Source organism: Gallintestinimicrobium propionicum (genome assembly GCF_025567525.1).
Classification (GTDB): Bacteria; Bacillota; Clostridia; order Lachnospirales; family Lachnospiraceae; genus Gallintestinimicrobium; species Gallintestinimicrobium propionicum.
The window spans coordinates 61,083-85,516 of record NZ_JAOQJY010000001.1 but is presented as its reverse complement, the minus strand read 5'-3'; the positions used below and the strand labels follow the sequence as shown (position 1 = coordinate 85,516).

25 protein-coding genes, 1 other RNA gene and 1 other annotated feature are annotated in these 24,434 nt (G+C 49.1%); of the genes, 2 read left to right on the top strand and 24 right to left on the bottom strand.

Annotated features, from left to right (window positions below; genetic code table 11):
* Positions 1 to 62: 62 nt before the first annotated feature.
* The 16 genes from OCV62_RS00395 to gmd form a co-directional block, all read right to left on the bottom strand.
* Complete coding sequence (locus OCV62_RS00395) at positions 63 to 491, bottom strand: GNAT family N-acetyltransferase (RefSeq protein WP_262584622.1); 429 nt, start codon at positions 489 to 491, stop codon at positions 63 to 65.
* Positions 484 to 939 carry a Fe-S cluster assembly sulfur transfer protein SufU gene (gene sufU / locus OCV62_RS00390; RefSeq protein ID WP_021915358.1) on the bottom strand — a complete coding sequence of 152 codons (456 nt, stop codon included), beginning with the start codon at positions 937 to 939 and terminating at the stop codon, positions 484 to 486. The genes OCV62_RS00395 and sufU overlap by 8 nt, the downstream gene beginning before the upstream one ends.
* Positions 929 to 2,149: an aminotransferase class V-fold PLP-dependent enzyme gene (locus tag OCV62_RS00385; protein ID WP_262584621.1), complete on the bottom strand. Its 1,221-nt coding sequence runs from the start codon at positions 2,147 to 2,149 to the stop codon at positions 929 to 931. The genes sufU and OCV62_RS00385 overlap by 11 nt, the downstream gene beginning before the upstream one ends.
* Positions 2,127 to 3,194, bottom strand: coding sequence for a SufB/SufD family protein (locus tag OCV62_RS00380; RefSeq protein ID WP_021915360.1), 1,068 nt, complete (start codon positions 3,192 to 3,194; stop codon positions 2,127 to 2,129). The genes OCV62_RS00385 and OCV62_RS00380 overlap by 23 nt, the downstream gene beginning before the upstream one ends.
* Positions 3,195 to 3,244: 50 nt before the next feature.
* On the bottom strand, positions 3,245 to 4,651 hold the full coding sequence (gene sufB, locus OCV62_RS00375; protein WP_021915361.1) for a Fe-S cluster assembly protein SufB: 1,407 nt from the start codon (positions 4,649 to 4,651) through the stop codon (positions 3,245 to 3,247).
* 24 nt (positions 4,652 to 4,675) lie between these two features.
* The gene (gene sufC / locus OCV62_RS00370) at positions 4,676 to 5,428 is read right to left on the bottom strand and encodes a Fe-S cluster assembly ATPase SufC (protein ID WP_021915362.1); all 753 of its coding nucleotides are present in this window, start codon (positions 5,426 to 5,428) and stop codon (positions 4,676 to 4,678) included.
* Positions 5,429 to 5,716: 288 nt separating this feature from the next.
* Positions 5,717 to 6,787, bottom strand: a complete 1,071-nt coding sequence (gene queA, locus OCV62_RS00365; protein ID WP_317258828.1) for a tRNA preQ1(34) S-adenosylmethionine ribosyltransferase-isomerase QueA — start codon at positions 6,785 to 6,787, stop codon at positions 5,717 to 5,719.
* Positions 6,787 to 8,172: an aminopeptidase gene (locus OCV62_RS00360; RefSeq protein WP_021915364.1), complete on the bottom strand. Its 1,386-nt coding sequence runs from the start codon at positions 8,170 to 8,172 to the stop codon at positions 6,787 to 6,789. The genes queA and OCV62_RS00360 overlap by 1 nt, the downstream gene beginning before the upstream one ends.
* A complete protein-coding gene (locus OCV62_RS00355) occupies positions 8,172 to 8,453 on the bottom strand; it encodes a hypothetical protein (protein WP_021915365.1) in 282 nt (93 codons plus the stop codon). Before OCV62_RS00355 ends, OCV62_RS00360 begins: the two co-directional genes overlap by 1 nt.
* Positions 8,454 to 8,534: 81 nt before the next feature.
* Entirely contained in the window at positions 8,535 to 10,955 is a 2,421-nt protein-coding gene (gene pheT, locus OCV62_RS00350; protein WP_117959832.1) for a phenylalanine--tRNA ligase subunit beta, read from the bottom strand.
* Between the two features lie 20 nt (positions 10,956 to 10,975).
* A complete protein-coding gene (gene pheS, locus OCV62_RS00345) occupies positions 10,976 to 11,995 on the bottom strand; it encodes a phenylalanine--tRNA ligase subunit alpha (protein ID WP_262584617.1) in 1,020 nt (339 codons plus the stop codon).
* A 169-nt stretch (positions 11,996 to 12,164) separates the two neighbouring features.
* Positions 12,165 to 12,401 (bottom strand) — a binding site (T-box leader).
* A 36-nt stretch (positions 12,402 to 12,437) separates the two neighbouring features.
* Positions 12,438 to 13,292, bottom strand: coding sequence for a YihY/virulence factor BrkB family protein (locus OCV62_RS00340; RefSeq protein ID WP_262584616.1), 855 nt, complete (start codon positions 13,290 to 13,292; stop codon positions 12,438 to 12,440).
* Between the two features lie 27 nt (positions 13,293 to 13,319).
* Positions 13,320 to 16,004, bottom strand: a complete 2,685-nt coding sequence (locus tag OCV62_RS00335; protein ID WP_262584615.1) for a SpoIID/LytB domain-containing protein — start codon at positions 16,002 to 16,004, stop codon at positions 13,320 to 13,322.
* Positions 16,005 to 16,080: 76 nt separating this feature from the next.
* Positions 16,081 to 16,264: non-coding RNA, 6S RNA (gene ssrS, locus OCV62_RS00330), on the bottom strand.
* A gap of 43 nt (positions 16,265 to 16,307) precedes the next feature.
* Entirely contained in the window at positions 16,308 to 17,249 is a 942-nt protein-coding gene (locus OCV62_RS00325) for a GDP-L-fucose synthase family protein (RefSeq protein ID WP_334301787.1), read from the bottom strand.
* 96 nt (positions 17,250 to 17,345) lie between these two features.
* Positions 17,346 to 18,404: a GDP-mannose 4,6-dehydratase gene (gene gmd, locus OCV62_RS00320; RefSeq protein ID WP_262584614.1), complete on the bottom strand. Its 1,059-nt coding sequence runs from the start codon at positions 18,402 to 18,404 to the stop codon at positions 17,346 to 17,348.
* 184 nt (positions 18,405 to 18,588) lie between these two features.
* Between gmd and OCV62_RS00315 the strand changes: the two genes are divergently transcribed.
* Entirely contained in the window at positions 18,589 to 19,449 is an 861-nt protein-coding gene (locus OCV62_RS00315) for an AraC family transcriptional regulator (RefSeq protein WP_262584613.1), read from the top strand.
* Positions 19,450 to 19,960: 511 nt separating this feature from the next.
* Here the strand turns inward: OCV62_RS00315 and OCV62_RS00310 are convergent.
* The 3 genes from OCV62_RS00310 to OCV62_RS00300 form a co-directional block, all read right to left on the bottom strand.
* Positions 19,961 to 20,239 carry a hypothetical protein gene (locus OCV62_RS00310; protein WP_117466780.1) on the bottom strand — a complete coding sequence of 93 codons (279 nt, stop codon included), beginning with the start codon at positions 20,237 to 20,239 and terminating at the stop codon, positions 19,961 to 19,963.
* On the bottom strand, positions 20,232 to 20,375 hold the full coding sequence (locus OCV62_RS00305; RefSeq protein WP_262584612.1) for a hypothetical protein: 144 nt from the start codon (positions 20,373 to 20,375) through the stop codon (positions 20,232 to 20,234). Before OCV62_RS00305 ends, OCV62_RS00310 begins: the two co-directional genes overlap by 8 nt.
* A gap of 73 nt (positions 20,376 to 20,448) precedes the next feature.
* Positions 20,449 to 20,712 carry a hypothetical protein gene (locus tag OCV62_RS00300; protein ID WP_262584611.1) on the bottom strand — a complete coding sequence of 88 codons (264 nt, stop codon included), beginning with the start codon at positions 20,710 to 20,712 and terminating at the stop codon, positions 20,449 to 20,451.
* A gap of 7 nt (positions 20,713 to 20,719) precedes the next feature.
* Here OCV62_RS00300 and OCV62_RS00295 point away from each other — a divergent pair, with 7 nt between their 5' ends.
* A complete protein-coding gene (locus tag OCV62_RS00295; RefSeq protein ID WP_262584610.1) occupies positions 20,720 to 21,016 on the top strand; it encodes a transposase in 297 nt (98 codons plus the stop codon).
* A 259-nt stretch (positions 21,017 to 21,275) separates the two neighbouring features.
* Here the strand turns inward: OCV62_RS00295 and OCV62_RS00290 are convergent, their stop codons facing one another.
* The 5 genes from OCV62_RS00290 to OCV62_RS00270 form a co-directional block, all read right to left on the bottom strand.
* Complete coding sequence (locus OCV62_RS00290; RefSeq protein ID WP_262584609.1) at positions 21,276 to 22,226, bottom strand: hypothetical protein; 951 nt, start codon at positions 22,224 to 22,226, stop codon at positions 21,276 to 21,278.
* Positions 22,227 to 22,263: 37 nt separating this feature from the next.
* Positions 22,264 to 22,446, bottom strand: a complete 183-nt coding sequence (locus OCV62_RS00285; protein WP_117961124.1) for a hypothetical protein — start codon at positions 22,444 to 22,446, stop codon at positions 22,264 to 22,266.
* Positions 22,447 to 22,960: 514 nt separating this feature from the next.
* Complete coding sequence (locus OCV62_RS00280) at positions 22,961 to 23,122, bottom strand: hypothetical protein (RefSeq protein ID WP_165853143.1); 162 nt, start codon at positions 23,120 to 23,122, stop codon at positions 22,961 to 22,963.
* 38 nt (positions 23,123 to 23,160) lie between these two features.
* Positions 23,161 to 23,961, bottom strand: coding sequence for a helix-turn-helix domain-containing protein (locus OCV62_RS00275; RefSeq protein WP_262584604.1), 801 nt, complete (start codon positions 23,959 to 23,961; stop codon positions 23,161 to 23,163).
* A 24-nt stretch (positions 23,962 to 23,985) separates the two neighbouring features.
* Positions 23,986 to 24,270: a hypothetical protein gene (locus OCV62_RS00270; protein ID WP_117466771.1), complete on the bottom strand. Its 285-nt coding sequence runs from the start codon at positions 24,268 to 24,270 to the stop codon at positions 23,986 to 23,988.
* Positions 24,271 to 24,434: the final 164 nt, after the last annotated feature.

The window sequence follows — 24,434 nt, the reverse complement described above, 5'->3', positions numbered from 1 at the left end:
TCCTGTCCGCGATGGGTTGCAGTTTTTTTCTATTATATACAGACCACCGGAAAAAAGCAATCTCAAAGCGTCTTCTTCATGTAATAATGTGTATGTCCCTTTGGTGCATTGGTAAGCGTACCGAATATTTCATAGCCCTGCTTTTCATAAAAGCCTGGTGCCTGAAAATCAAACGTATCCAGCTGTGCCATATAACAGCCTGCTTCTTTCGCTTTTTCTTCTACTTCTTTTAACAGTCTGGCAGCAATGCCCTGTCCCCGGTAATTCTCCGCCACCCATACAGACTCAATCGAAAGGATGTTCCAGAGGATACTGCATGCCAGTACACCGCCGACCAGTTCATTTTTTTCATTATAGGCGCAGCGGCAGAATTTAACAAAAGGCTCCCCTTGTCTGCAGGGAACCTTCCGTAAATTATATGCAACCAGCTGATCGTCTAATTCTTCTTCGTCTGCAACGGACGGAGCATCAAACCGGAAGCGATTATTCATGACATGCCTCGCATTTGCAGCCAGGGCCTTTTTCGAGCATTTCCTTTGCGGTATGCCATCCGAGACAGGCACATTTTACACGCGCAGGCATATGCGCCACATCCGCCAGGATCGAGGATTCCTCCAGCTCGTCCATTTCCTCCTCCGAAGCCTTGCCCTGAATCATGCGCAGGAAAATATCTGCAAGGCGCAGTGCTTCATCCTTGGATTTGCCGATAATCAGATCGAGCATCATATCTGCAGATGCCTGCGACACCGCACAGCCGTCTCCCTGAAATGCGCCGTCTACGATCTTGTCATCTTCTACCTTTAACAGCAGGACGATGTCATCCCCACAGCTGGGATTTACACCCTCCAGCGCCATATTTGCACCCTCCAGGGTGTGCTTATGATAAGGGTGTACATTATGCTCTGTCAGACTCTCATTGTAAAAGGTCTTACTCTCCATACCCCATTCTCCTTCTCAGTGTTTTGAGGCTCTGCGTAAAGCGCAGAACTTCTTCTTCCGTATTATAAAAAGCGAGGCTCGCACGTGTCGTGGACGGTGTTTTTAAATACGCCAACAGCGGCTGTGCACAGTGATGTCCCGCGCGGACAGCGATTTTATCGGAATCCAGAATCGCAGCCACATCATGGGGATGCACATCCTGAACCGTAAACGACAAAATACCATGATGGTCTTCGGGGCGGTCGGAGCCGATGATATGCACATACGGATTCTTCTTCATCTCTTCCATTGCCAGCGCTGTCAGCTCATCCTCACGCTTTGTGATCTCCTCAAAACCGATTCCTTCGATATAACGGATCGCTTCGCCCAGCGCATACGCGCCTGCAGCGTTGACGGTTCCCGCCTCGAATTTATGCGGCACCTCAGCATAGGTTGCACCGGTGCGGGTCACATATTCGATCATTTCGCCGCCGGTCAGGAAAGGAGGCATTTTTTCCAGCCACTCCATCTTGCCGTACAGCGCACCAATTCCCATCGGAGCCAGCATCTTATGTCCGGAAAAGGACAAAAAATCCACATCCAGCTCCGACACATTAACCGGCATATGCGGCACACTCTGCGCGCCATCCGCTACCAGTACGATGCCCTTTTCGTGACAGAGGCTGGCTATGCCTTTGATATCGTTGACACAGCCTAACACGTTGGACATCTGGGTAATTGCCATAATTCTCGTCTTTTCCGTCAGGACAGCTGCCACGTCTTCCAGCGTGATTTTGCCGTCTTTGGAGCATTCCACGAACTTTAACTGCGCTCCGGCACGTTTTGCCGCATGCTGCCAGGGCAGCAGATTGCTGTGATGCTCCATAATGCTGACTACCACTTCATCTCCGGGTTTCAGCAGCAGGCTTCCCAGGCTGTAAGCGACCAGATTCAGGCTTTCCGTTGCATTTCTGGTAAAAATGATCTCTTCCGGACGGGCTGCACCAATAAAGTGCTGTACCGTTTTACGGGCATCTTCATAACATTTCGTCGCATTCTCACTCAGTTCATATAAGCCGCGCAGCGGATTCGCATTATGGCATTCATAAAACTCCCGCTCTGCCCGCAGCACGCACGCAGGCTTCTGGGAAGTCGCCGCACTGTCCAGATAGGTCAGATCCGGATTTGCCAGAAGCAGTGGAAAATCTTCACGAATTTTCTTCACATTCATCAGCTGCATCTCCTCCCAGATAAGCTTTTACCAGTTTCTGCGCAGTTTCATCCGGAATCTTCTGGCATACCGCTTCGATTCTCGCATCTGCCATCAGTGCATATGCCTGTTCCTCCGAAATCCCGCGCGCCTGCATATAAAACAGCGTCTCTTCATCCAGCTGTCCGATCGATGCGCCATGGCTGCCCTTGACATCCTCTTCCGCACAGAGAATCAGCGGAATGGTCTGATTTACCACATCGTCGCCCATCAGCAGCACATCTTCTTTTTCTGCTCCGACAGATTCTGCTGAGCCGTGCTGAAAGTCGATCGTTCCGCGGAACAATTTCGAAGACGCATCCTTCAATACGCCGGACGCATTGATCTCGCTGTTTGTACGTTTTCCCTCATGCAGCGCCACATAGTTCATGTCCAGACGCTGATCGTCCTGTAACAGATAACCGATATCGGACTGCAGGGAGCTTTCATTTCCGAGAAGCTCTGTCTGGCATCCCTGATAAATCTTTCCGCCGCCCAGGAAAATGTGCACCATTTCAATGCGTCCCTGATCCTCGCAGATGCTTCCGACATCATTTAAAACACGAAACCCTTTGCCGAGGCAATCGATCTGAACGAGACGCAGCAGTGCGCCTTTTCCGACCTTTGCGCGGGTTCTCACGCTGCAAAGTCCCTCTGCATCTGCATCGGATGCATAATCCATCACAACGGTCATCTCGCTGTTTTCTTCTGCAATCAGATCAATCAGATCCAGACTTGCAGTCTGATCCTTACAGACAAAGCCAAGGCGCAGCGCAGCTGCCTCTTTTATGCCTGCAGGCATCCGGTAAGCTTTTGCTGCAAAGCCTGACTGCTCTGCCAGCTTGTCCATGTCCGGTCCCATACCGGTTTTGATCGGTTCCAGTGTGCTTGCTTCTACCGCAAACGTTTCCGGAATTTCTTCTTTTTCCAAAGCCTGTCTGTCTGCTTTTACCTGCTTTACTTCCGTTTCATTCATCCGAAGCCAGTTCCAGGTCTTTGCAGGCAGGAAATTTATTTTCATATCCATGTTGATTCCTACTTCCTCTCATTTCGCTGCAGATTCGTTTTCCTGCAGCCTTACCCGATGCTGCCTTTCATTTCCAGACGGATCAGATTGTTCATCTCGACCGCATATTCCAGCGGAAGCTCTTTCGAAACATTATCCGCAAAGCCGCTGACGATCATCGCTCTGGCATCTTCCTCGGAAAGTCCTCTGGACATCAGATAAAAGACTGCTTCGTCGCTGATCTTGCCGATCTGCGCCTCATGTCCGATATCCGCATCCTTTGTCCGGATATCCATTGCCGGAATCGTATCCGATCTGGAACGGTCATCCAGCATCAGGGACTCGCAGGAAACGGAGCTCTTGCTGTGCTTTGCCTGCTTTGTAACTACAACGCTGCTACGGAACGTGCTCACGCCGCCGTCCTTGGAAATCGATCTCGTATTCATATAGGAAGAAGTGTTCGGAGCGCTGTGTACGACCTTCGCACCGGTGTCCAGGTTCTGACCTTTGCCTGCAAAGGTAATGCCGGTAAATTCACTTCTCGCGCCTTCGCCAGCCAATAAGCTCGTCGGGTACAGATAGGAAACATGGGAACCAAAGGAACCGGATACCCATTCAATCGTGCCGCCCTCTTCTACCTTTGCCCGCTTGGTATTTAAGTTATACATGTTCTTCGACCAGTTCTCGATTGTCGAATAACGCAGCTTCGCATTTTTGCCGACATACAGCTCTACACAGCCCGCATGAAGGTTTGCAACATTGTATTTCGGTGCGGAACAGCCTTCGATAAAGTGCAGATACGCGCCCTCTTCAACAATGATCAGTGTATGCTCAAACTGTCCTGCACCGGGCGCATTCAGTCTGAAATAGGACTGCAGTGGAATCTCCACATGCACACCTGCCGGAACATATACGAACGAACCGCCGGACCAGACCGCGCCGTGCAGTGCCGCAAACTTATGGTCTCTGGGCGGAACCAGCTTCATGAAATGGCTGTGCACCAGATCGGCATATTCTCCGGTCAGCGCGCTTTCCATATCCGTGTATACAACGCCCTGTGCTGCAACCTCTTCGCGCACGTTGTGATAAACCAGCTCAGAATCGTACTGTGCGCCGACGCCCGCCAAGGAGGTACGCTCTGCATCCGGGATGCCCAGTGCTTCAAACGTATTTTTGATATCGGTCGGAACCTCGGACCATTTCGCACTCATCTGCGTGTTGGGGCGTACATAGGTAACAATCTCGTCCATATTTAAGTCTTCGATGGACGGCCCCCAATCCGGCATCGTCATTTCATTATATACTTTCAGGGCTTCCTGACGAAATTCGCGCATCCAGTCCGGATCGTGTTTTTCTTTCGAAATCTGATCCACGATTTCCGGTGTCAGTCCCTCTTTGACCCGATATACATCTTTCTCTTCGTTTCGGATGTCATAGATGCTTCTGTTGACATCCTCCACATAAGTCTTTTCTTTCATGGGATTCTCCTTCTTGGACGCTTCTTATTCCTGATGTCCGATATATTTTTCAAAACCGTTTTCGTTAATATCCTCCACAAGGCTGCTATCGCCGGACAGAATCATCTTTCCGTCTGCCAGCACATGCGTCACATCCACATGCAGGGATTCCAGAATTCTCGTGCTGTGTGTAATTACCAGCAAGGAGCCCTGCTGATTCTTCTGGAACTCTTCGATTCCCTTGGATACGGTACGGACTGCATCGACATCCAGACCGGAATCGGTTTCATCCAGAATCGCCAGATCCGGTTTTAACATCAGAAGCTGCAAAATCTCCGCCTTTTTCTTTTCACCACCGGAGAAGCCAACATTTAAATCACGGTCTGCATAGGAATGATCCATCTGCAGTACGTCCATTGCTTTCTTTAATTCTTTGCGGAACTCCCACGGACGGATTCTCTGTCCGGTGCGCTGTTCCAACGCATTTCTCAAAAAGTTCCCGAGGGTAATACCGGGAACCTCCAGCGGGTTCTGGAACGATAAAAACAGACCAGCCTTCGCACGCTTGTCTGTGGATTCCTCTGTAATATCCTGTCCCTTGAACCAGATCTGACCGTTTGTCAGCTGATATCTGGGGCTTCCCATCAGCGCATAACCCAGTGTGGATTTACCGGCACCGTTTGGGCCCATCAGGACATGTGTTTCTCCTCTGTTTATCTCAAGGTCAATGCCGTGAAGGATCTCTGTGTCCTCTACGTTGACTACTAAATTCTTTACCTGCAGCAGCTGTTCTGACATAACTTCCTCCGTTCTTCACAGGTCTTTGTCTCTGTTTTTCGTCCCTGCGACTGTCTTCCTGGTTAACTCCTACTAACTTTGTAGGGTTTGCTGTAGATTATCATAATGGAATCTTTCCCAAAATGCAAGCATTAAATCCTACAAAATTACAGGGATATCGGGCAACGGTTTGGCATTCCAGACAAAAAGGTCGGGAAATGCGCTCCACAGACAGTCTGTGAGACATTTCCCGACCTTGCTTTTAAATACTTTTTATAGATAGGAATTCTTTACCGCGTTCGTAAAATCCTACTCTGCGCGCACCCCTTCTTTGTTCAGATCTGCGATAAACATGGCATCCCCAAAAGAGAAAAATCTGTATTTCTCCTTTACCGCCTCTTCATACGCCTTCAACACATGGTCTCTTCCTGCAAATGCGGATACGAGCATCACCAGTGTCGATTCCGGCAGATGGAAGTTTGTAATCAGCCCGTCCATCACCTTGAACTTGTAACCCGGATAGATAAAGATATCCGTGTTGCCGCTGCAGGCTTTCATATGTCCGTCCGCTTCCGCAGCGCTCTCTACAGTACGGCAGCTCGTCGTACCGACACAAATCACACGGTTTCCGGCTGCTTTGGCACGGTTGATTTTATCCGCCGCTTCCTGGGTCACCTGATAAAATTCTGTGTGCATATGATGTTCCAGCACGTTGTCGACCTTGACCGGACGGAATGTGCCAAGTCCCACATGCAGCGTGACATAGGCAATATCCACACCCATCGCTTCTACCTGGGCAAGCAGCTCCTTTGTAAAATGCAGTCCTGCCGTCGGCGCAGCTGCAGAGCCTTCAAATTTTGCATATACCGTCTGATATCGGTTTTTGTCCTGAAGCTTATGGGTAATATAGGGAGGCAGCGGCATTTCACCGAGGGAATCCAGCACCTCTTCCCAGATTCCATCATAAAAAAACTTCACCAGACGGTTTCCATCTTCCTCCACATCCAGAATCTCTGCACGCAGACGTCCGTCGCCAAAGACGACCTTTGCACCGGGGCGCAGCTTTTTGCCGGGCTTTACGAGAGTTTCCCAGACATCGTTTTCCATCCGCTTTAACAGCAGGATCTCTACAGAGGCTCCCGTATCCTCCTTTGCACCAAGCAGACGCGCCGGAATAACCTTCGTGTTGTTTAAAACCAGACAGTCGCCCGGTTTTAAGAACGAACAGATCTCTTTAAAAATATGATGCGAGGTCGCCCCCGTCTGTCTGTCCATAACAAGCAGGCGGGATGCGCTCCGATCCTCCAGCGGATCCTGTGCGATCAGCTCCTTCGGGAGGTCAAAATAATAATCAGAAGTTTTTAAGCCTTCCATTTCCATTACAGACACGCTTTCTCCAAAAATGCAACATAGCCGCATTTTGTCTCATAAATATCTGCCTTGCTGGTAGCTTCCCACGGTGCATGCATGGAAAGAACTGCAACACCGCAGTCGATTACGTTCATGCCGTACAAAGCAAGAATGTAAGCAATTGTTCCGCCGCCGCCGACATCGATCTTGCCAAGCTCAGCGGTCTGGAATGCAACGCCGGACTCCTCCATGATCGCACGGATATGTGCAACATATTCTGCGTTTGCATCATTGGAGCCGGATTTTCCGCGGGCACCTGTAAATTTATTGAACACCATGCCGCGTCCGAAGAACGCTGCGTTTTTCTTTTCAAAAGCAGACGCATAAGAGGGATCAAATGCTGCGCTTACATCAGAAGAAAGCATATCAGAGGCTGCCAGACATCTTCTGACATTTAATTCACTGTATTCGCCGACAAGATTTAACACCTCTGCAACGGTATTTTCGAAGAAACGGGACTGCATGCCGGTTGCGCCGACGCTGCCGATCTCTTCTTTATCTACCAGGATGCAGCATGCGGTGCGCTCCGTCTGACCAATTTCCAGCATCGCTGCCAGAGAAGTAAATGCGCATACTCTGTCGTCCTGACCATAACCAAGCACCATGCTTCTGTCCAGGCCTGCTTCTCTTGCCTTGCCGGCCGGTACAACTTCCAGCTCTGCGGACAGGAAATCCTCTTCCTCAATGCCATACTGCTCCGCCAGAAGCTTCATCACGCCAGCCTTTACCGCCTCTTTTTCTTCTCCTGCCAGCGGTCTGCTGCCGAAGATTAAGTCAAGCGCTTCGCCCTCGATGACCTTGGAAGCCTTCTTTTCCATCTGCTCTGCAGACAGGTGGATCAGCAGATCAGAAATGAAGAATACCGGATCGTCTTCGTTTTCACCGATATTGATCTCTACGATGGAGCCGTCCTTCTTTGCAACGACGCCGTGCAGCGCCAGAGGCAGGGTTACCCATTGATATTTCTTGATACCGCCGTAATAATGAGTATCCAGGAGGGCAAAATCGGAATCCTCATACAGAGGGTTCTGCTTGATGTCCAGTCTGGGGGAATCGATATGTGCACCCAGAATGTTTAAGCCTTCGGTCATCGGCTTTGTTCCGATCTGGAACATCACAACCGTCTTGTTCATCCATACCGCATATACCTTGTCGCCTGCAGAAAGCTTCTTGCCCTCTTTCATCAATTCGGGCAGCTCGCGGTATCCTGCCGCTTCAATCTGATTTACAATCGTATCGACACATTCCCGCTCTGTTTTACCGTTGTCAAGAAAATCCATATAGTCTTTTGCCAGCGCATCTACCTTTGCGCTTTTGGCTTCGTCATAGCCTTTCCAAGCATTTTTGCGTTCCATTATTTCTTTATCTCCTTACGTTTGTTCTTGTTACCGAGCACCGAGGCTACCAGCCTCTTGGCACGCGGCACTTCCTCATCGTGAATCCGGAAGGTGCAAAGAGCCTTTTCCCCGACTCCAAACAGTTTTGAAAAAAATCCCTGCTTTTCGAAACGGCAGGAATAGGAAATCCGGTTTGCCAGAAGAATTCTCTCGATCTGCTCCTTTGTCCCCATATCGTATACCTTGCAGAAATCCACTTCATTATTCACCGTTCCGAGCGCGGTCGTTTTTTTCTCCATATATTCCTCCCTGTCCGATGTTCCATACGCAGAGCCCTTTTTGCTGCAAAACGGCATCAGGGCTCTGCTTACGTCTTTTTATTACTGTCTCAATTCAATGCCAAGCTGTTCCAGACCATTTAAGATCTTCTTCATTGCCGCTGTGATTTCTACATCCTCCAGCGTCTTATCCTTTGCACGGAAGGTCAGGGTATAAGCGATGGACTTATAGCCTTCCTTGATCTGTGTGCCCTCGTAAATATCAAATAACGAGTAGCTTTCCAGAATCTTGCCGCCGCGCTGTGCCAAAATCTTTTCAATCTGACCTACCAGAACGGTTCTCGGTACAACCATACTGATATCTCTGGTCACTGCAGGATATTTTGCGATGCCCTCGTACTTGCGGTCGAAGGATGCAAAGCCGTCCACTGCAGGCATATCCAAAACTGCCACATAGGTTCTCTGACCGATGCCGTAGTTTGCCATTACCTTCGGATGTACTTCACCGAGATAGCCGATTACGGTTCCATCATAAACAACGTTTGCCTGACGGCCGGGATGCAGCCACGGCTTCTGTGCGTTCGGATCGTACTCCGCTTTCTTCTTCATACCGATGTGCTCCAGAAACTCTTCGATAACACCCTTCATCGTGAAGAAGTCGCCTTCTCCGTAAAAACCGAGTGTAAACTGCATGCGCTCGTCCGGAAGCTCTGTCAGAGGCAGCGCCTTGGGCAGATAAATGTTGCCCATCTCATATAAACGGACGTCCTTGTTTCTGCGGTTATAGTTGGTTGCAAGGCTTGTCAGCATACCGTTTAACGAAGTGGTACGCATGATGGAATAATCCTCGCCCAGAGGGTTTAAGATCGTTACAGTCTTGCGCAGCTTACTGTCTGCCGGGATCAGCAGCTTATCGAACACTTTCGGGCTTTCGAACGAATAAGACATACCCTGGGAGAAGCCGCAGTATTCTGCGATATCCCTTGCCTTCTGTTCAATTCTTTCTTCGAAGGAAAGCTTACCGGTTGTCGCTTCGCCGGAGGGCAGGGTGGTCGGGATCTTGTCATAGCCGTAGAAACGTGCTACTTCTTCTGCGATATCGGCAAAGCCTTCCAGATCCTGACGGAACGAGGGAACAACAATTTCGTTGGCTGCTTCGTCATATGCAAGCTCGATGCGTCCGAAGTACTCCAGCATCTGCTCTTTTGTGATATCTGTTCCGAGGAAACGGTTGATCTTTTCGGGTTCAAACGGGATTCTGCGCAGGGGCTTGATCGGCTCGCATACATCTACCATGCCGCCTACTACCTCGCCGCAGCCCAGCTCTTCGATCAGCTGGCACGCTCTGTCGATTGCTGCTTCTGCATTGACCGGATCCAGACCTTTTTCGAAAATACCGGAAGCCTCGGTACGCATACCGATTCTCTTTGCAGATTTCCGGATATTGGGACCGTTGAATGTTGCAGCCTCGAATAAAACGGTGTGCACATCGTCTGTGATCTTGCTGTTTTCGCCGCCCATGATACCAGCGATGCCGACTTCTTTTTCCGCGTCGCAGATCATCAGAACCTGATTGTCCAGCTTGCGGATCTGACCATCCAGCGTCTCGAACTCATCTCCGTCCTTTGCACGGCGGACGATGATCTTATGTCCTGCGATCGTGTCCAGATCATATGCATGCATCGGCTGTCCGTACTCTGCCATAACGTAGTTCGTGATGTCTACCAGGTTATTGATTGGCCGGATACCTGCTGCAGCCAGACGTCTCTGCATCCACTTCGGGCTCGGAGCGATTTTGATATTTTTGCAGACCCTTGCGCAGTAACGGGTGCACAGATCGGTATCCTGTACTTCTACGTCCACATAATCGTGTACATTCTCGCCGTTTGCGTGTACTTCCACAACCGGAGGAATGAACGGCTTTCTGAAGGTTGCAGCCGCCTCTCTTGCGATGCCTAAAATGCTGTAGCAGTCTACACGGTTGCTGGTGATTTCATATTCAAATACGGTGTCGTGCAGACCGAGTGCCTCTACTGCGTCCGTGCCGACTTCTACATCGTCGTCGAAAATGTAAATGCCGTTCTCCGGTGCTTCCGGATACATGTCGCGGCTGCTGCCCAGCTCCTCGATGGAGCACATCATACCGTCGGACTCAATGCCTCTTAACTTGCCGGCCTTAATCTTAATGCCATCCTCCGGCAACGGACTGCCGTCATGACCGCCTGCAACCTTACCGCCGTCTAAAACAACCGGAACCTTGTCACCTTCTTTTACATTAGGTGCGCCGGTTACGATCTGAATCGTACGGTCGCCTACGTTAACCTGGCAGATAATCAGTTTGTCTGCATCGGGATGCTTTTCGATCTTCTCAATCTGTCCGATTACGATCTTTTCCAGGTTTTTATCCATGCGCTCATAGCCTTCTACCTTGGTGCCGGTCAGCGTCATGGCGTCAAAATACTCCTGATCGGTGCAGGAAAGGTCGGGCACATATGCTTTAATCCATGATAATGCTGTATTCATCTTCCTCTTTCTCCTTCCCGTTAAAACTGCTTTAAGAATCTGATGTCATTTTCATAAAGCAGACGCATATCGTCGATTTCGTATTTCAGAAGGGCGATACGCTCCAGACCTACGCCGAATGCAAAGCCGGAGTATTCTTCCGGATCGATATTGCACATCTTGAGTACCTTGGGATGTACCATACCGCAGCCCAGGATTTCAATCCAGCCGGAGCCCTTACAGAACCGGCAGCCCTTACCGCCGCACTTAAAGCAGCTGACATCTACTTCTGCACTGGGCTCTGTAAACGGGAAATGATGGGGACGGAATTTTACTTTGGTATCTTCGCCGAACAGCTCTTTTGCAAACTCTGCAAGCGTGCCCTTTAAATCGGCAAATGTAATATTCTTATCGATAACCAGACCTTCGATCTGATGGAAGGACGGAGAATGGGTTGCATCCACTTCGTCGGAACGGAATACTCTGCCGGGCGCGATCATACGGATCGGCAGCTTGCCCTGTTCCATGGTACGAACCTGAACCGGAGAGGTCTGGGTACGCAGGACGATTTCCTCATTGATATAGAAGGTATCCTGCTCGTCTCTTGCCGGATGGTCCTTCGGGATATTCAGCGCTTCGAAGTTGTAGTAGTCCTTCTCGACTTCGGGACCGCGAACCACTTCGTAGCCCATGCCAACAAAAATTCTCTCTACCTCTTCCAGAGCGATCGTATTGGGATGACGATGTCCAACGGAATTTTTCTTTGCAGGCAGGGTAACGTCAATCACCTCATTCTTTAAACGAGCTTCCATTGCACGGTCTTCCAGCTTTGCTTTTTCAGTTTCCAGCGCTGTTTCAATTTCAGCGCGCACTTCATTGACCATCTGTCCAACCTTCGGACGGTCTTGTGGCGCGACCTCCTTCATGCTCTTTAACAGCTCGGTCAGGGCGCCCTTTTTACCCAGTGCGCTGACTCTTACCTCGTTGAGCTTATCCAGGTTCTCGGAGGCGTCGATCTGTTTCAAAATCTCTTCTCTGATTTTTGCCAGTTTCTCTTTCACAGCAAACTCCTTTCTGTCAGATAGCCGTTTTTCTTCTGTGCGGCCTTCTACTTTCCCGGGACCTTCCTTTGATTATTGTAAACAGCAAAACTGCCCTGCAATTTTTACTGTCATGCCCAATAGAATCCTTTCTATTAGCTGAATAAAAAGAAAGCCCCTGGTTTATTAAACCAGGGACGAAAAAATTCCGCGGTACCACCCTTGTTCCCGCCATCGGCAGGCACTCATTGCAGACGTAACGTGTCCTGTGCGTTCCGACCTACCCAAAAGCACTGACAGCAGGCTCTCTTCAGCCGAACAGCTCCGGTGGGAAATTCGTATCCGATCCTGTTGGAAAAGCTCTCAGCCACTGGCTTCTCCTCTCTGCCGGTACAGGAAATACTACTGACACCTTCATCGCCTTTACGCCTTATTGTAAAAAATCCATCCCGAAAAGTCAATACTATTTCTCGAGAATCTCTCTTCGAAACGGAACAGCAAACCGGTTGATGTGTGCCCCGACTAACAGCAGATACATACAAAAATACAACCACATCATCACGACGATGATTGTAGAAAGGCTTCCGTATACGCCGAAATCATTGAACCGCTCTATGTATGCCGAAAAGCCCCAGGAAAACAGGTTCCAGCTTATCGCCGTAAACAATGCACCGGGAAACTGCTTCGTCAGTTTCAGCTTCACATTTGGCACATAGGCATAGATCACCATAAACACCAGCGTCAGGATGCCCCAGGAAAACAGCGGTTTAAAATGCATCGCTATGGACATCAGATGATCCAGTATCGGGATCCTGTCGTTTAAAAGACGTACCAGCGTTGTTCCAAAGACCATGAAAACGAGAGAGAGCAAAAGGACGATCAACAACAGAATCGTATAAAAAGATGCCAAAATCCGCTGCACAAAATAGTTACGATCCTCCACAACGCCGTTCATCGCATTTAAGCCGCGCATGATGGACAGCATGCCTTTGCTTGCCGACCATACAGTTACGATCGCTGCGACGCTCGTAACGCCAACGGTGCTGTTATAGAGCGACTCGATCAGGCTGCTCATCATCGGCACAATCGGCGATGGCATGACCTCTGACACCGCCTTTAACAGGTCGGATTTCTGCAGCGTCGTCAAGGGCAGCAGGGAACACAATAAAATAATAATCGGAATGATCGACAAAAACATAAAGTATGCAGAGCTTGATGCAAATGCATTGACATTTGATTTTGACATATGCCTGCCAAACCCTGTAATCAGCCGGATTTTCTTTTTCATAAACAGATCTTTTCCTTTCCGGTTTTTCATTTTGCGGTGCGTCGCTGCATGGACTTTTCAGGAAATCATTTTTAACTGACATCCTTTATAAAAGAACGTCAAAATTTCTTCTGCGCTGACAGACGCCTCCGCCATATGCTTCGCCCCATTCTGAGACATGCCGATTCCGTGCCCGTAACCACCGCCAATTAAAGTATATCCTATCATAAAGCCGTCCGTTTTAAAAGTGCTGACTTGAAAAAAGCTGCTCGGTAAAAGCGATGTTACCGCTGCCGCGCTCCCATCCTGTCTGACCGCCTGTGTTTTTCCGTCGCACAGCACATACCGGATGCTGTATTCTGACTGTATCCGTACCTGTCCGTTTTCGCTTTCGATCAAAAGCTCCTGCGCCGCGCCGCCGCTGCTGCGTTTTGTAACACGGATTTCCCGGATTTTCCCTGTGTTTTCAGACAGTTTCGTGCGCTCCTTTACTGCATTCCATTCTCCAGCTTCCCCAGGCACGAACACACACTGTCCATCCGCTTGTGCCCGTATCCATACCCTTTCCCAGAATGCCTTTTCATCAACAGTTTCTACCCTATAGCTCCAACGGTACCACGGCTCTTCTTTCTCATAAAAATCACCGTCCCTCTGCCTCAAAAACGCTTCCATTACATCCGACTGCTCCAGCAGCTGCGCCTGCTGCAAAATCGGTGCCATCGCAGCAACGCTTTCCTGCCCGCCAAGCTGTCTCGTCAGCTCCATGTTTCTTTCATCGATCGCCTGCGCACACAGATACGGATATGCTTCTGCCCGGGTCCCTCTCCAGACCGACAAATCCGTGCCATAGCCGCAGGACGTGGAATAATAATAGGTCTGCACCGGCTCCTCCCCGTAAAATAATACCTGTCCGGACGTCTCCTTGACCGCCTGTGTCGTCTGCCCCTGCTCTGCAAGATTCTGATACACCTGAAACGCCGTGCTGTCATCCACATGCGCCCCATACTCCGGTAATCCGGCGCGCTGCAGCCTTTCATATGCATAGGTTCTGGCACAGATCGCCTGGCTCTTTAACGCTTCCAGTGGATAAGACGCCGGCATTTCGCCCGGCACGACCCCATAAAGGTATTCTTCCAGCGGCAGCTCGTTGATTACAACAATTCCATCCTCCCGGCGCACCAGCTCGAGCCTGCCGCGGTAGTTTGCCTGCCCCTGTGCCCGCTCTACGCCGGATAACATCAGATGCCCGGTCAGGATTTTCGGTTCGATTGTAATCCGTCCGGTCTGATCAAACAACGGAGAATCCCGCGTAATGACAAGACGCTGACCTTTTTCGAGCGTGGTAAGCTCACTCTCGACGTTCCAAATCCTACAATCACAGTCCGCGAAAAGCTCCACGGCCTGATGTACGCTGTTTGCATAGCCAGACGTCTTAATCAGCACGCGAATGGTTTCCATCTTTTCTTCCCGCACCGCCAGCGCTGCCTCAATCGTTCCGTCCTCCACTACAAAATCCGTAAACCCATAGCCGATTTTCAATTCTCCGATGTCCATCTGTGAAAGCCGCCCATACAACCGATAACACTGCAGATCCTCCGAAAAAGGAATCGTCCCGTGACCTTCGATTTCTGCGCCGTTTCGCGACACGCCGAGCAGCCGTCCGGAAATCTTGACTGGCTTTTGGTACACAATGACAGGCTTTCCTGTTTCAAACGTCAGATCACAGACTGCTTCGGAAAGTTGTGCTGTATCTGAAACCACCGTCGTACTTTTTCTGTCCCTTTTCCAATCCGATTCTCTGTTCTCTTCTGTCCTCTGTCCCTCCGCAGAATCTGTTTTTACTTCAACTGCCGCCGCGCCGGAAAATTCACAGTCTTTCCAGAACCCGCGTATGCTCTGTCCGGTCGTCTCGATCATCCAGACATTTTTTAATATGACCGGTTCCGTTAATCTATTTCGAACTGCATACAGGCAATCCTCCCTTACGATCGCCCGCACTGGGCAAAACCGCATGGATTCTGTCAAAAACGTTGACGACGCAGCCGTCCGGACACCGTTCTGCGTCAGGATGCGCAGCTCTGTTTTCTGGCTCTGCGCCGCATCCTTTTTGCCAACAAAAGTAGTCCCCATTTCGCGCATCTTTGCAGCTTGCGTGTTTTCCTGTGCATCTCCCGATCTGTTTTCATCCCCCTCCAAAACGCCCAGCACTACAACCGTCTCCTCCTGAATCTTTCCGGCGGCATCATACTTTCTTCTCGCCCGGTCGAACCAGTCGTACCAGTCCGCTTTCTCCACCCGCTCTGTCCCCGTATACGCACCGCCTAAAAATAACTCCCGGCTGCCCGGCAGGCAGGAAAAATACTGTTTTGCCTGGGTCCACGTCAAATAGCCGTCGTCAGATTCCGCCTGAAATTTTTCCATCAAATCCAGCACCTGGTCGGGGGTTGACCTACTGCCTGCAGTATGCGCGGATACTGCAGCCGCCTGGGTATTATCCCGCGCGACATCGGTTGTCTCTGCGAGCGCCTGTGTCATCTGCCCCTGCCTGCAGTCTGCAAGGAGCCAGACCATATGGCCTGCATCCTCGATCCCGATATAGCTGTCCTGTTTTTTTTCATCCGTCAGCAAAAACTGATCTGCCGTCTTCTTGCACAGCCCAAACAAAAAAACGGCACCGATCAGAACCGCTGCCAGTTTCCCCAAAAGACGCCTGCGCGCCTGCTGTCTCTTCCTGCGTTCCCGAAACGACTCCCGTCTTTCCATTTGATTTTATCGCTCCCATGAAGTTTTCTTACAAAAGATAAAGAGACAACCCTTCCGGATCGTCTCTTTATCTTTTGTATCCCCCAAAATGCCGCCTCCCATCTTCTGACTCCTAGCCAAGGCCAGGTGGGTAACCGCAACCGGCGCTTCTGCCTTCCCCTGCGCAATGAGGGCCTGACATCTACCCGGCAATATAGGAATCCCGTTTAAAGTAAATGTAGGTTCAAAACAACAGGAGTTCTCGTACATTTCAGGTTGTTTTCATTATATCCAATTCATCCCGAAAATACAACAGGAATTTTTTTATCGCTCTGCACGCATCGGATTGTTTAAGAAATCTTCATATGCAAGACGGATTCCATCTTCCAGCTCGGTTTGGTAAGTCCAGCCCAGATTCTTCAATTTGGAAACATCCAGAAGTTTTCTGGGTGTGCCGTCGGGCTTTGTGGAATCCCACTTGATCTCACCGGTGTAACCGATCACCTTCGCGGTCAGCTCCGTCAGCTCCTTGATGGTCAGCTCTTTTCCGGTTCCGACATTAACGGTTTCATTTCCGGAATAATTGTTCATCAGAAATACGCAGGCATCCGCAAGATCATCCACATATAAGAACTCGCGCAGCGGCGTGCCGGTTCCCCAGCAGGTTACCTCTGTCGCGCCGGAAACTTTCGCCTCATGGAAACGGCGGATCAGCGCCGGAAGTACATGGCTGTGGGTCGGATGATAGTTATCGTTCGGTCCGTAAAGATTGGTCGGCATTGCAGAAATATAATCCGTTCCGTACTGGCGGTTTAAGAACTCGCAATATTTCAGACCGGAAATTTTTGCAAGCGCATAGGCTTCGTTCGTCTTTTCCAGCTCGGAAGTGAGCAGGCAACTCTCCGGCATCGGCTGCGGAGCCATTCTCGGATAAATGCAGGAAGAGCCTAAAAACAGCAGCTTCTTGCACTGATTCTGCCATGCGGAATGTATGACATTCATTTCCAGCGTCATGTTGTCATACATGAAATCCGCCAGCGCTTCCTGGTTTGCGACGATACCCCCGACCTTTGCTGCTGCCAGAAAAACATAATCCGGCTTCTCTGCTGCAAAAAAATCTTCCACATCCTGCTGTCTGCAAAGATTCAGTTCCTTATGAGTTCTTGTTACAATATTGTGATATCCGGCTTTTTCCAGTGCGCGCACGATTGCGGAGCCAACCATGCCGCGATGTCCTGCCACATAAATTTTGGCGTCTTTTTCCATCATGATGTTATCCTTCTTTCCTTATGTAACTGCCGTACATAACATATACCATGCATGCACGCCTTTTTTGCACCTATGCGTGCTTTTTTCCGAGGCTTACGCCTGCGTGCCTGCTTCTTTCACTGCCTTTTCACGTTTTGCCAGCATTCTGTCATGCTCTGCCATAATGCGGACAAGCTCTGCATAGCTGGTCTTCTGCGGATTCCAGCCAAGAACAGTCTTCGCCTTTGTCGGGTCGCCCCAGAGGTTGTCTACATCGGTCGGACGGAACCATGCAGGGTTGACGCAGACAAGCATCTTGCCGGTTGCCTTGTCATAGCCCTTTTCGTTCAGACCTTCACCTTCCCAGCGCAGTTCAATACCGTTTGCTGCAAACGCTTTTTCGGTAAAGTCCCGGACGGTGTGCTGCTCACCGGTTGCAATAACAAAATCTTCGGGTGTATCGTGCTGTAAGATCATCCACATGCACTCTACATAGTCTTTTGCATAGCCCCAGTCACGCTTGGAATCCAGATTGCCCAGCTCCAAATGATCCTGCAGACCCTCTGCGATTCTGCCCGCTGCCAGCGTAATCTTACGGGTTACGAAATTTTCGCCGCGACGCTCAGACTCATGGTTAAACAGGATACCGTTTACTGCAAACATGTCGTAAGCTTCTCTATATTCCTTGGTGATCCAGAAGCCGTACTGCTTTGCAACTGCATAGGGGCTGTAGGGATGGAATGGTGTTGTCTCTCTCTGGGGAACCTCTTCTACCTTGCCGTACAGCTCGGAAGTGGAAGCCTGATAAACCTTCGTCTTTTTGGTCAGCCCGAGAATGCGGACTGCCTCCAGAATCCGCAGCACGCCGATCGCGTCCACGTCGCCGGAATACTCCGGTACGTCAAAAGAAACCTGTACATGGGACTGTGCAGCCAGGTTATAGATTTCATCCGGCTGTACAATGCTGATGATACGGATCAGGGAAGAGGAATCGGAAAGATCCCCGTCATGTAAGGTAATCGCATTCTTTGCGATCAGATGGTCAATTCTTGCTGTATTCGAAATGGAAGCGCGTCTGGTAATGCCGTGCACCTCATAGCCTTTTTCCAACAGAAACTCTGCCAGATAAGAGCCGTCCTGTCCGGTAATGCCTGTAATCAATGCTTTTTTCATAAAAATTTCATCCTTTCCTGATTTTATCGCTCTGATGTCATATCCTTCTCATAATAGTTGATATTCTACCTGATCTTTTTCGATTTTAGAAGAGCATATCTTGCACAGAACTAGCATTATATTGACTTTTTTGATATACTAAAAGCTGCTACTCTGATTAAAAAATCTACAGGAGAATTTTTTTATGGATACCGCTCTTTTTGAAGGAACTCTCGTGGAATCCGAACGGATTTTGTATACACCGTCCACCTTTGCCCGGACAAACCTCATCCATCTGCAGGAATGCGGCCGCTTAAAAGCGTTGTCCCCCCACACCAGCCACCGGGAAAATCTCGCCTCCTACCTGTGTTTTATTGTCCTGGAAGGCTCCGGTACCCTCGAATACGACCAGAAGCACTACACACTCTCTGCCGGGGACTGTGTATTTCTGGACTGTAAAAAGAGCTACCTCCACCGCTGCTCCAATCAGCTCTGGACACTTGAATGGGCGCACTTTTATGGTCCGAACATGCCCGGAATCTATGAAAAATATACCGAGCGCGGCGGTCTTGCCTGTTTTCGCCCCCAAAGCCTTGCCCCGTATCAGAAAATTCTTGACAGCCTCTGTGAAACGGCGTCTTCCTCCGATTATGTCCGCGATATGAAGATTTTTGAGCAGCTCACTGCCCTGCTTTCTTTGTTGATGCAGGACAGCTGGCATCCCGGGAGCACCGCCAAACTGACCTCCCGCAAATATAACCTGCAGCAAATCAAAGATTACCTGGATTTCCATTATCCTGAAACAATCCGGCTCGACGACCTTGCGGAAACTTTTTATATCAACAAATTTTACCTGACCCGGATTTTCCGGGAACAGTTCGGCGTCTCCATCAACGCTTACCTTCTGTCCCTGCGCATTACTCACGCCAAACAGCTGCTGCGCTTTACAGATTTTTCGATTGAAAAAATCGGCATCCAGTGCGGCATGAAGGATGCCAACTATTTTTCCCGTATGTTTAAAAAGGTCGAAGGGATTTCGCCCGGAGAATACCGCAGGCAATGGTAAAAAAGAATCCTGCGAAGCAGGATTCTCCGCCTGCGGCAGGTCGCGCAAGCGACATTCTTCCATTCCGCTGCAGTGCGATCCGCGCGGAACGTTTTATCGTATAGGAACAAAGTTTAGGTCAGTTTACAAGGAACTACACGCAGACCACGAAACGGGGGCTGCTGACAACAAATAAAGGCTGAATATCAAGCACCGGGGAAGTGCGAGATATTCAGCCTGTTTTGTTGTCCGGGGTTTCCAAAGGGGCTTTCCCTTTGGCACACGACTTTGCTTGCAAAGTGTAGTGTGTTATACGCTCTGTCGGCGTTGCTGCGAAAATGCCGTTGCCGCCGGGGAGGGCAAGGGCATTTGAAACGGCAGGAAAACAGGGCTGTGATTGCGTGGCGTTGAGCCGCAAGCGCAGGACTGGTTTCATCAGCAGACAGGGCGGATATGAAAGCCCCCGTCCCTCGTCCCACGCCGGACTACGGGACAAAATGTCCCGAACCATTTTGATAAGCAAGCGTACTTGTCAACCTTTACCCTTTTTGAAAGAACCACTACCACGATAAGTGTTGACAACACAGGTAAAGACTTGTCCACAGTGTTTGCACCGTACCATGTGAACCATAATTTCATCCGCCCATCCATCTTCGGTCTCTACCTGATTCAACGGGCAAGTGGATTCTTCCTCAAGCAGTTCAAAACCGCCATTTGTCACAAGCTGTTGGATGTATTCGATACACGCCAGATAATCTTTCGGTGCGTTAAATTTCTTCCATTCCTGAATATTATGACAGTAGTCACACATTGTAACTCCCTCCATAACCAAATTTTTCTAAATTTTGAAATGGGCGGGAAGCCGTTTTAGGGCTTTCCCGCATTGATTGCCCATTAGCAAAGTCGGGCAGGACTGTCAACGGCGGCGCATGAAATACGCCGTTCATCTTGACCGTTGACTGGCTCGGCTGGCTTTGCTATTTTCCCGGTAAGTGAGAATGGGAATAGGTATGTATCATATTATTTTATCATAATCCCATCTGGCAAAATAATATCGCCATCATCTCCACTCACATCAAAAAATCCAACCTTGTGTTTTTGAGCTAAACTACGCATAAGTTCATACGCCTCGTCTGCTACCGACCAAGAAAACACAGCGTAAATTACATTATATCCAATACTGTAATCAACCATATGCAACTCCAAATTTTCATCGTCATCAAGAGCATCGTCATTTGGTGCATATTCCCCATTCATGGGCGGGAATTTTTCTTTCATTTCCATAAAGCAGATGTTTCAATTTGAAAACTTCCGTGTACGGAAGCTTCGTGCAATCAATGCACTTAATTTTTATATCACCTTATGTATGGCATTTCTGGCAATGATTTCAATGGAATCCGAAACAAGTGCAGTAAAGGTTTCAATTATAAAATCAGCAGATCCTGTAAAGAGAAAGGTATATTTCTGCTATTACCGACTGGCAAAAGGCATCCGTGGCATACTATCGTATGCAAAAGAAGGCGTCCGGCTCTGGTTTCGGACAAAACGTCCGGCATACCGTCAGATCTGCCTTAAGCTGGTCGCTTAAATAGATAAAAGAATAAGTCTTCTAAAGTCCGGTTCACGACGGGGCTTATTAAAGTGCCTCTAATCTGGAATACTGCCGTTTTTGATTCATTAAAAGCTGGCAGATTGGTGCTTTAGAAGAAGTTATTTATTTTTAAATTACATTTTGCGGAAACTCAAGGGGAGGGGCGAGGATGGCGGGGTTTCCGGACATTAACTCCGACTGTTGCAAAACGGCCCGGCTGCATGGTTCGCAGCCCGGGCCGTTCTCGTCTCTCTTTTTACAGTTTACAGATGGTTCCTGCCACCTTGTCTTTGCGCATGGCGTTCTGGATAGTCGGGATAGCTCCCACCAGCAGAAGGGCATATAGCAGTACCAGTTCCAGCACGTAGCTGGTCATGTCGATGACTTCCTCGGAAAGCAGGAGCGGCAGCAGGCGGTAGCCGTAGAAGACGTCAGTCTCCAGTTCTCTGGCAATCATGATGGCCCAGTCCACACGGTCGCCCACGTAGGTCATGACGATCATTATCACGACGCTGATGATGACGCCCTTTTTCGTCAGCTTGCCGCCCAGCAGCTCATAGCCCTTCAGGGCGCAGACTGCCATGATGACGCCGGAAATAGCCGCCACATAGCCCAGCTGGCTCAGCAGAATGATGCTGGCTGCGCCGAGCAGGGAGCCTATGAGAGCGCCTACGACGCCACCCACCAGGTTTTCCTTCTTATTCTTCTCGTTGGCAGTGTAAGCCGCCGCATTCTGGGTTGCCTTGTCGTAACACTCATCACAGAGACAGATCGCATTGCCTGCCACGTAAGCTGCGCCGGTCTCCTTCATTTCGCCGCAGAGCTCGCATCCATTGGTGAAGCCTTCCATTCTCAGCATATCCAGAAATGCCGGAAGGGACTCCTGCAGGATGCCTTTGATTTTCTCTACCCTGACATACCGCTTCAGGGTCATCCGGACCGTATGCTTCTCCTGCACCACGCCCATGATACCCTTATGTTCCTTGCGGAACTGTTTATCCGGTTCAAACTTCACGCCGTTCTCAGCCACACCGACTGATATGCAGACCATACCGTACTCGATACCCCTGCCAGTATCAAGACCGCTGACGCGCAGTGTAAATCCGTCTTTTTCTCCATAAGCCACACATAATTCCTCGTTAAAATGCAAGCCCAGAAACCGGGCAATCTCCGCATAACGGGCTGTTACCTTCCTGTTTGCTGTCATAACATTCTCTCCTCTTATGTCTTTTTTTGTATTTTTCCTATCTCCAGCTTTCAATGACCGCCTGCACGGTTCTCCGCCCCTGGAATTCGTTGATTTCCGGGTAGTAAAGCAGGCAGACGGTATCTTTGCTTTCTGTATAATGCAGATCGGCTTTCACATCGCCGAAGCTGATGCCCTCCAGTCGGCTGCCCTTGGCATCCTCCAGAACAGTCTTCAGCACATTGCGGTTCCTGTCCGCACGGTATTTAAATACCCGCCTATTTTAGCATGATTCATGGGGGTTGACAAGACCCAAAGCCTCTTGAGTTTCCGCAGTTTTATCCACAATGGCTTTCTTTTTCATATATAGTTATTAACAACTTTCAAGAAATGCTTAAAATATGTCCCTTTTTAAGATAATTGTGTCTGGTCAAATCCTTGAATAATATACAGAATACTTGAATATTTTTACAAAAAGCACCCGCAAGGGTGCTTTTTCATTCGCTTGGTCATAATAGCTAACTTGACCATCTGGATTTTGTGCATAGCAGTGAAATTGAAATATCAAATTTGAAAGGTGGTAGAAAAACCGTTAGAGTGTCCCATTTGCTGTACCTAATTATTGATTTCCGTTCATCCAGATTGTCTTGATATATTCGGTATAGCAGAACCAAGTGGGATTAGTTACTATCTGATTGATAGGCATTTGCATAGCAAATGTAATATATCAAATGCAAGCGTACTAAATCCTATAATTAACAGTGAAGAAACCAGTTTTGTAAAGCCGGAGAAGAAACACTAATCGTTTGGTAATCATGTCCTTCCTCCCATTCCGTTTGCTTTTCATACCATGCCATAAATTCTTTTTTTGTGGTAGGTGCTTTTGTTCTCTCAAAAACCATCAAATCATAACTCATATTGATAACTCCTTTCAGATTTCTTATTTATCGCTCTCTTATTTTCTCCCCCGCTGTGGGTTTGGATTTTTCAGCAAGTCCGACTTCTGTGCAATCTTTTTCAGCCACTTCTTTTCTTCTTCGGACAGCTTCTTCAAATTCAATTTGAGCCGCTTGCAGATAAATGCCAAAGCTACCTGTTCTGGGTCGCTGCCCTCTTTGGCGGTTTCCTCGGCGGTCTGCAAAAAATCTTCCAGTGGGTTATCCTCCGGGACGCTGAAAAAATCATCCTTATGTGTTTCCCACAGGTCGAAGGCTATCTTGTTTATGTCCTGCTGTATCACATAGCGGCAAAAGCTGTCATCGTCAATATGGGCGGTGACAAGCTGCCGTAGCTGCGGGTCGGTCAGGCCGGGATTGTACCGCTTCATAATCGTTGCGCTCATGGTATCCACTATGGCGTTTGCGGCCTGCACCTGCTTCACCGCCACGCCGTTCACATAGATTTCAAGGTCAGCCATGAGCCGGGGGAAGTCCGGGTGCGCCGCCAGCTCACACAAGAGGGAATTATCCACCCGCCCGCTTTTCAATAGTTCAATCATATCATTACTCAAACGCAGGTCTGCAAGATCGGCGTTTGGGTGATTTTTTGTTTGGGACAGCCCCAGCAGATAATCGGCGGTCACGCCGTAAAACTTCGCCAGCTTGATAATGGCATAGTGGCTGATGTCTTTGAGTTTGTCCCCCTCATAACTGCCCAACGCAGACTTGGAGAGATTGATTTCCTCCGCAAGCTGTTCCAGCGTCAGCCCACGCTCCACACGCAGGTCTTTCAATCGTTCTTGTATGGATAGTTCCATGCAATCCCTCCTTGTCCAGTTACTTTATTCGTTCATGACTATCGAAATAATTTTTCCTTCGCCGACTTGGTGGCTACCTTCCATGATTGAAAATTTTTGTCCTAAACAGACTTCTTTATAATGGCAATCTTGGAATGTAAATTTTATTATCGCCAGAGTTGGATTATCGAATTTGTCAACTTGCAGCTCAGTAAAAGTAATTCCCCAATAATCTCCGAGTTTATTAAAGATAGCATCTGGACGGTAGCCTGTTTTTGGCAAATTTCTTCGTTGTCCAGCATGAAAAATAACTTCCACAAATAAGTACATTAGACCCATATCCTCTAAATTTCTGTTTTCTTTTTTATTCTACCACAATTCCAAGAGCGTGGAAATAGAGAGTTTTCCGGGCTGATTTCCGACCTTATGGATATACGGGGTGGGCGGTCTTTTCGGTGTAGACTTAGGGTAGTTCATCGATGAGCTGCACCTTG

Bases quoted from the DNA above. Each gene is read 5' to 3' on its own strand.
- OCV62_RS00395 (WP_262584622.1), bottom strand. From the start codon at position 491: ATGAATAATCGCTTCCGGTTTGATGCTCCGTCCGTTGCAGACGAAGAA.
- sufU (WP_021915358.1), bottom strand. From the start codon at position 939: ATGGAGAGTAAGACCTTTTACAATGAGAGTCTGACAGAGCATAATGTA.
- OCV62_RS00385 (WP_262584621.1), bottom strand. From the start codon at position 2,149: ATGAATGTGAAGAAAATTCGTGAAGATTTTCCACTGCTTCTGGCAAAT.
- OCV62_RS00380 (WP_021915360.1), bottom strand. From the start codon at position 3,194: ATGGATATGAAAATAAATTTCCTGCCTGCAAAGACCTGGAACTGGCTT.
- sufB (WP_021915361.1), bottom strand. From the start codon at position 4,651: ATGAAAGAAAAGACTTATGTGGAGGATGTCAACAGAAGCATCTATGAC.
- sufC (WP_021915362.1), bottom strand. From the start codon at position 5,428: ATGTCAGAACAGCTGCTGCAGGTAAAGAATTTAGTAGTCAACGTAGAG.
- queA (WP_317258828.1), bottom strand. From the start codon at position 6,787: ATGGAAATGGAAGGCTTAAAAACTTCTGATTATTATTTTGACCTCCCG.
- OCV62_RS00360 (WP_021915364.1), bottom strand. From the start codon at position 8,172: ATGGAACGCAAAAATGCTTGGAAAGGCTATGACGAAGCCAAAAGCGCA.
- OCV62_RS00355 (WP_021915365.1), bottom strand. From the start codon at position 8,453: ATGGAGAAAAAAACGACCGCGCTCGGAACGGTGAATAATGAAGTGGAT.
- pheT (WP_117959832.1), bottom strand. From the start codon at position 10,955: ATGAATACAGCATTATCATGGATTAAAGCATATGTGCCCGACCTTTCC.
- OCV62_RS00340 (WP_262584616.1), bottom strand. From the start codon at position 13,292: ATGAAAAACCGGAAAGGAAAAGATCTGTTTATGAAAAAGAAAATCCGG.
- OCV62_RS00335 (WP_262584615.1), bottom strand. From the start codon at position 16,004: ATGGAAAGACGGGAGTCGTTTCGGGAACGCAGGAAGAGACAGCAGGCG.
- OCV62_RS00325 (WP_334301787.1), bottom strand. From the start codon at position 17,249: ATGGAAAAAGACGCCAAAATTTATGTGGCAGGACATCGCGGCATGGTT.
- gmd (WP_262584614.1), bottom strand. From the start codon at position 18,404: ATGAAAAAAGCATTGATTACAGGCATTACCGGACAGGACGGCTCTTAT.
- OCV62_RS00315 (WP_262584613.1), top strand. From the start codon at position 18,589: ATGGATACCGCTCTTTTTGAAGGAACTCTCGTGGAATCCGAACGGATT.
- OCV62_RS00310 (WP_117466780.1), bottom strand. From the start codon at position 20,239: ATGTGTGACTACTGTCATAATATTCAGGAATGGAAGAAATTTAACGCA.
- OCV62_RS00305 (WP_262584612.1), bottom strand. From the start codon at position 20,375: ATGAACGGCGTATTTCATGCGCCGCCGTTGACAGTCCTGCCCGACTTT.
- OCV62_RS00300 (WP_262584611.1), bottom strand. From the start codon at position 20,712: ATGGAAATGAAAGAAAAATTCCCGCCCATGAATGGGGAATATGCACCA.
- OCV62_RS00295 (WP_262584610.1), top strand. From the start codon at position 20,720: ATGTTTCAATTTGAAAACTTCCGTGTACGGAAGCTTCGTGCAATCAAT.
- OCV62_RS00290 (WP_262584609.1), bottom strand. From the start codon at position 22,226: ATGACAGCAAACAGGAAGGTAACAGCCCGTTATGCGGAGATTGCCCGG.
- OCV62_RS00280 (WP_165853143.1), bottom strand. From the start codon at position 23,122: ATGAGTTATGATTTGATGGTTTTTGAGAGAACAAAAGCACCTACCACA.
- OCV62_RS00275 (WP_262584604.1), bottom strand. From the start codon at position 23,961: ATGGAACTATCCATACAAGAACGATTGAAAGACCTGCGTGTGGAGCGT.
- OCV62_RS00270 (WP_117466771.1), bottom strand. From the start codon at position 24,270: ATGTACTTATTTGTGGAAGTTATTTTTCATGCTGGACAACGAAGAAAT.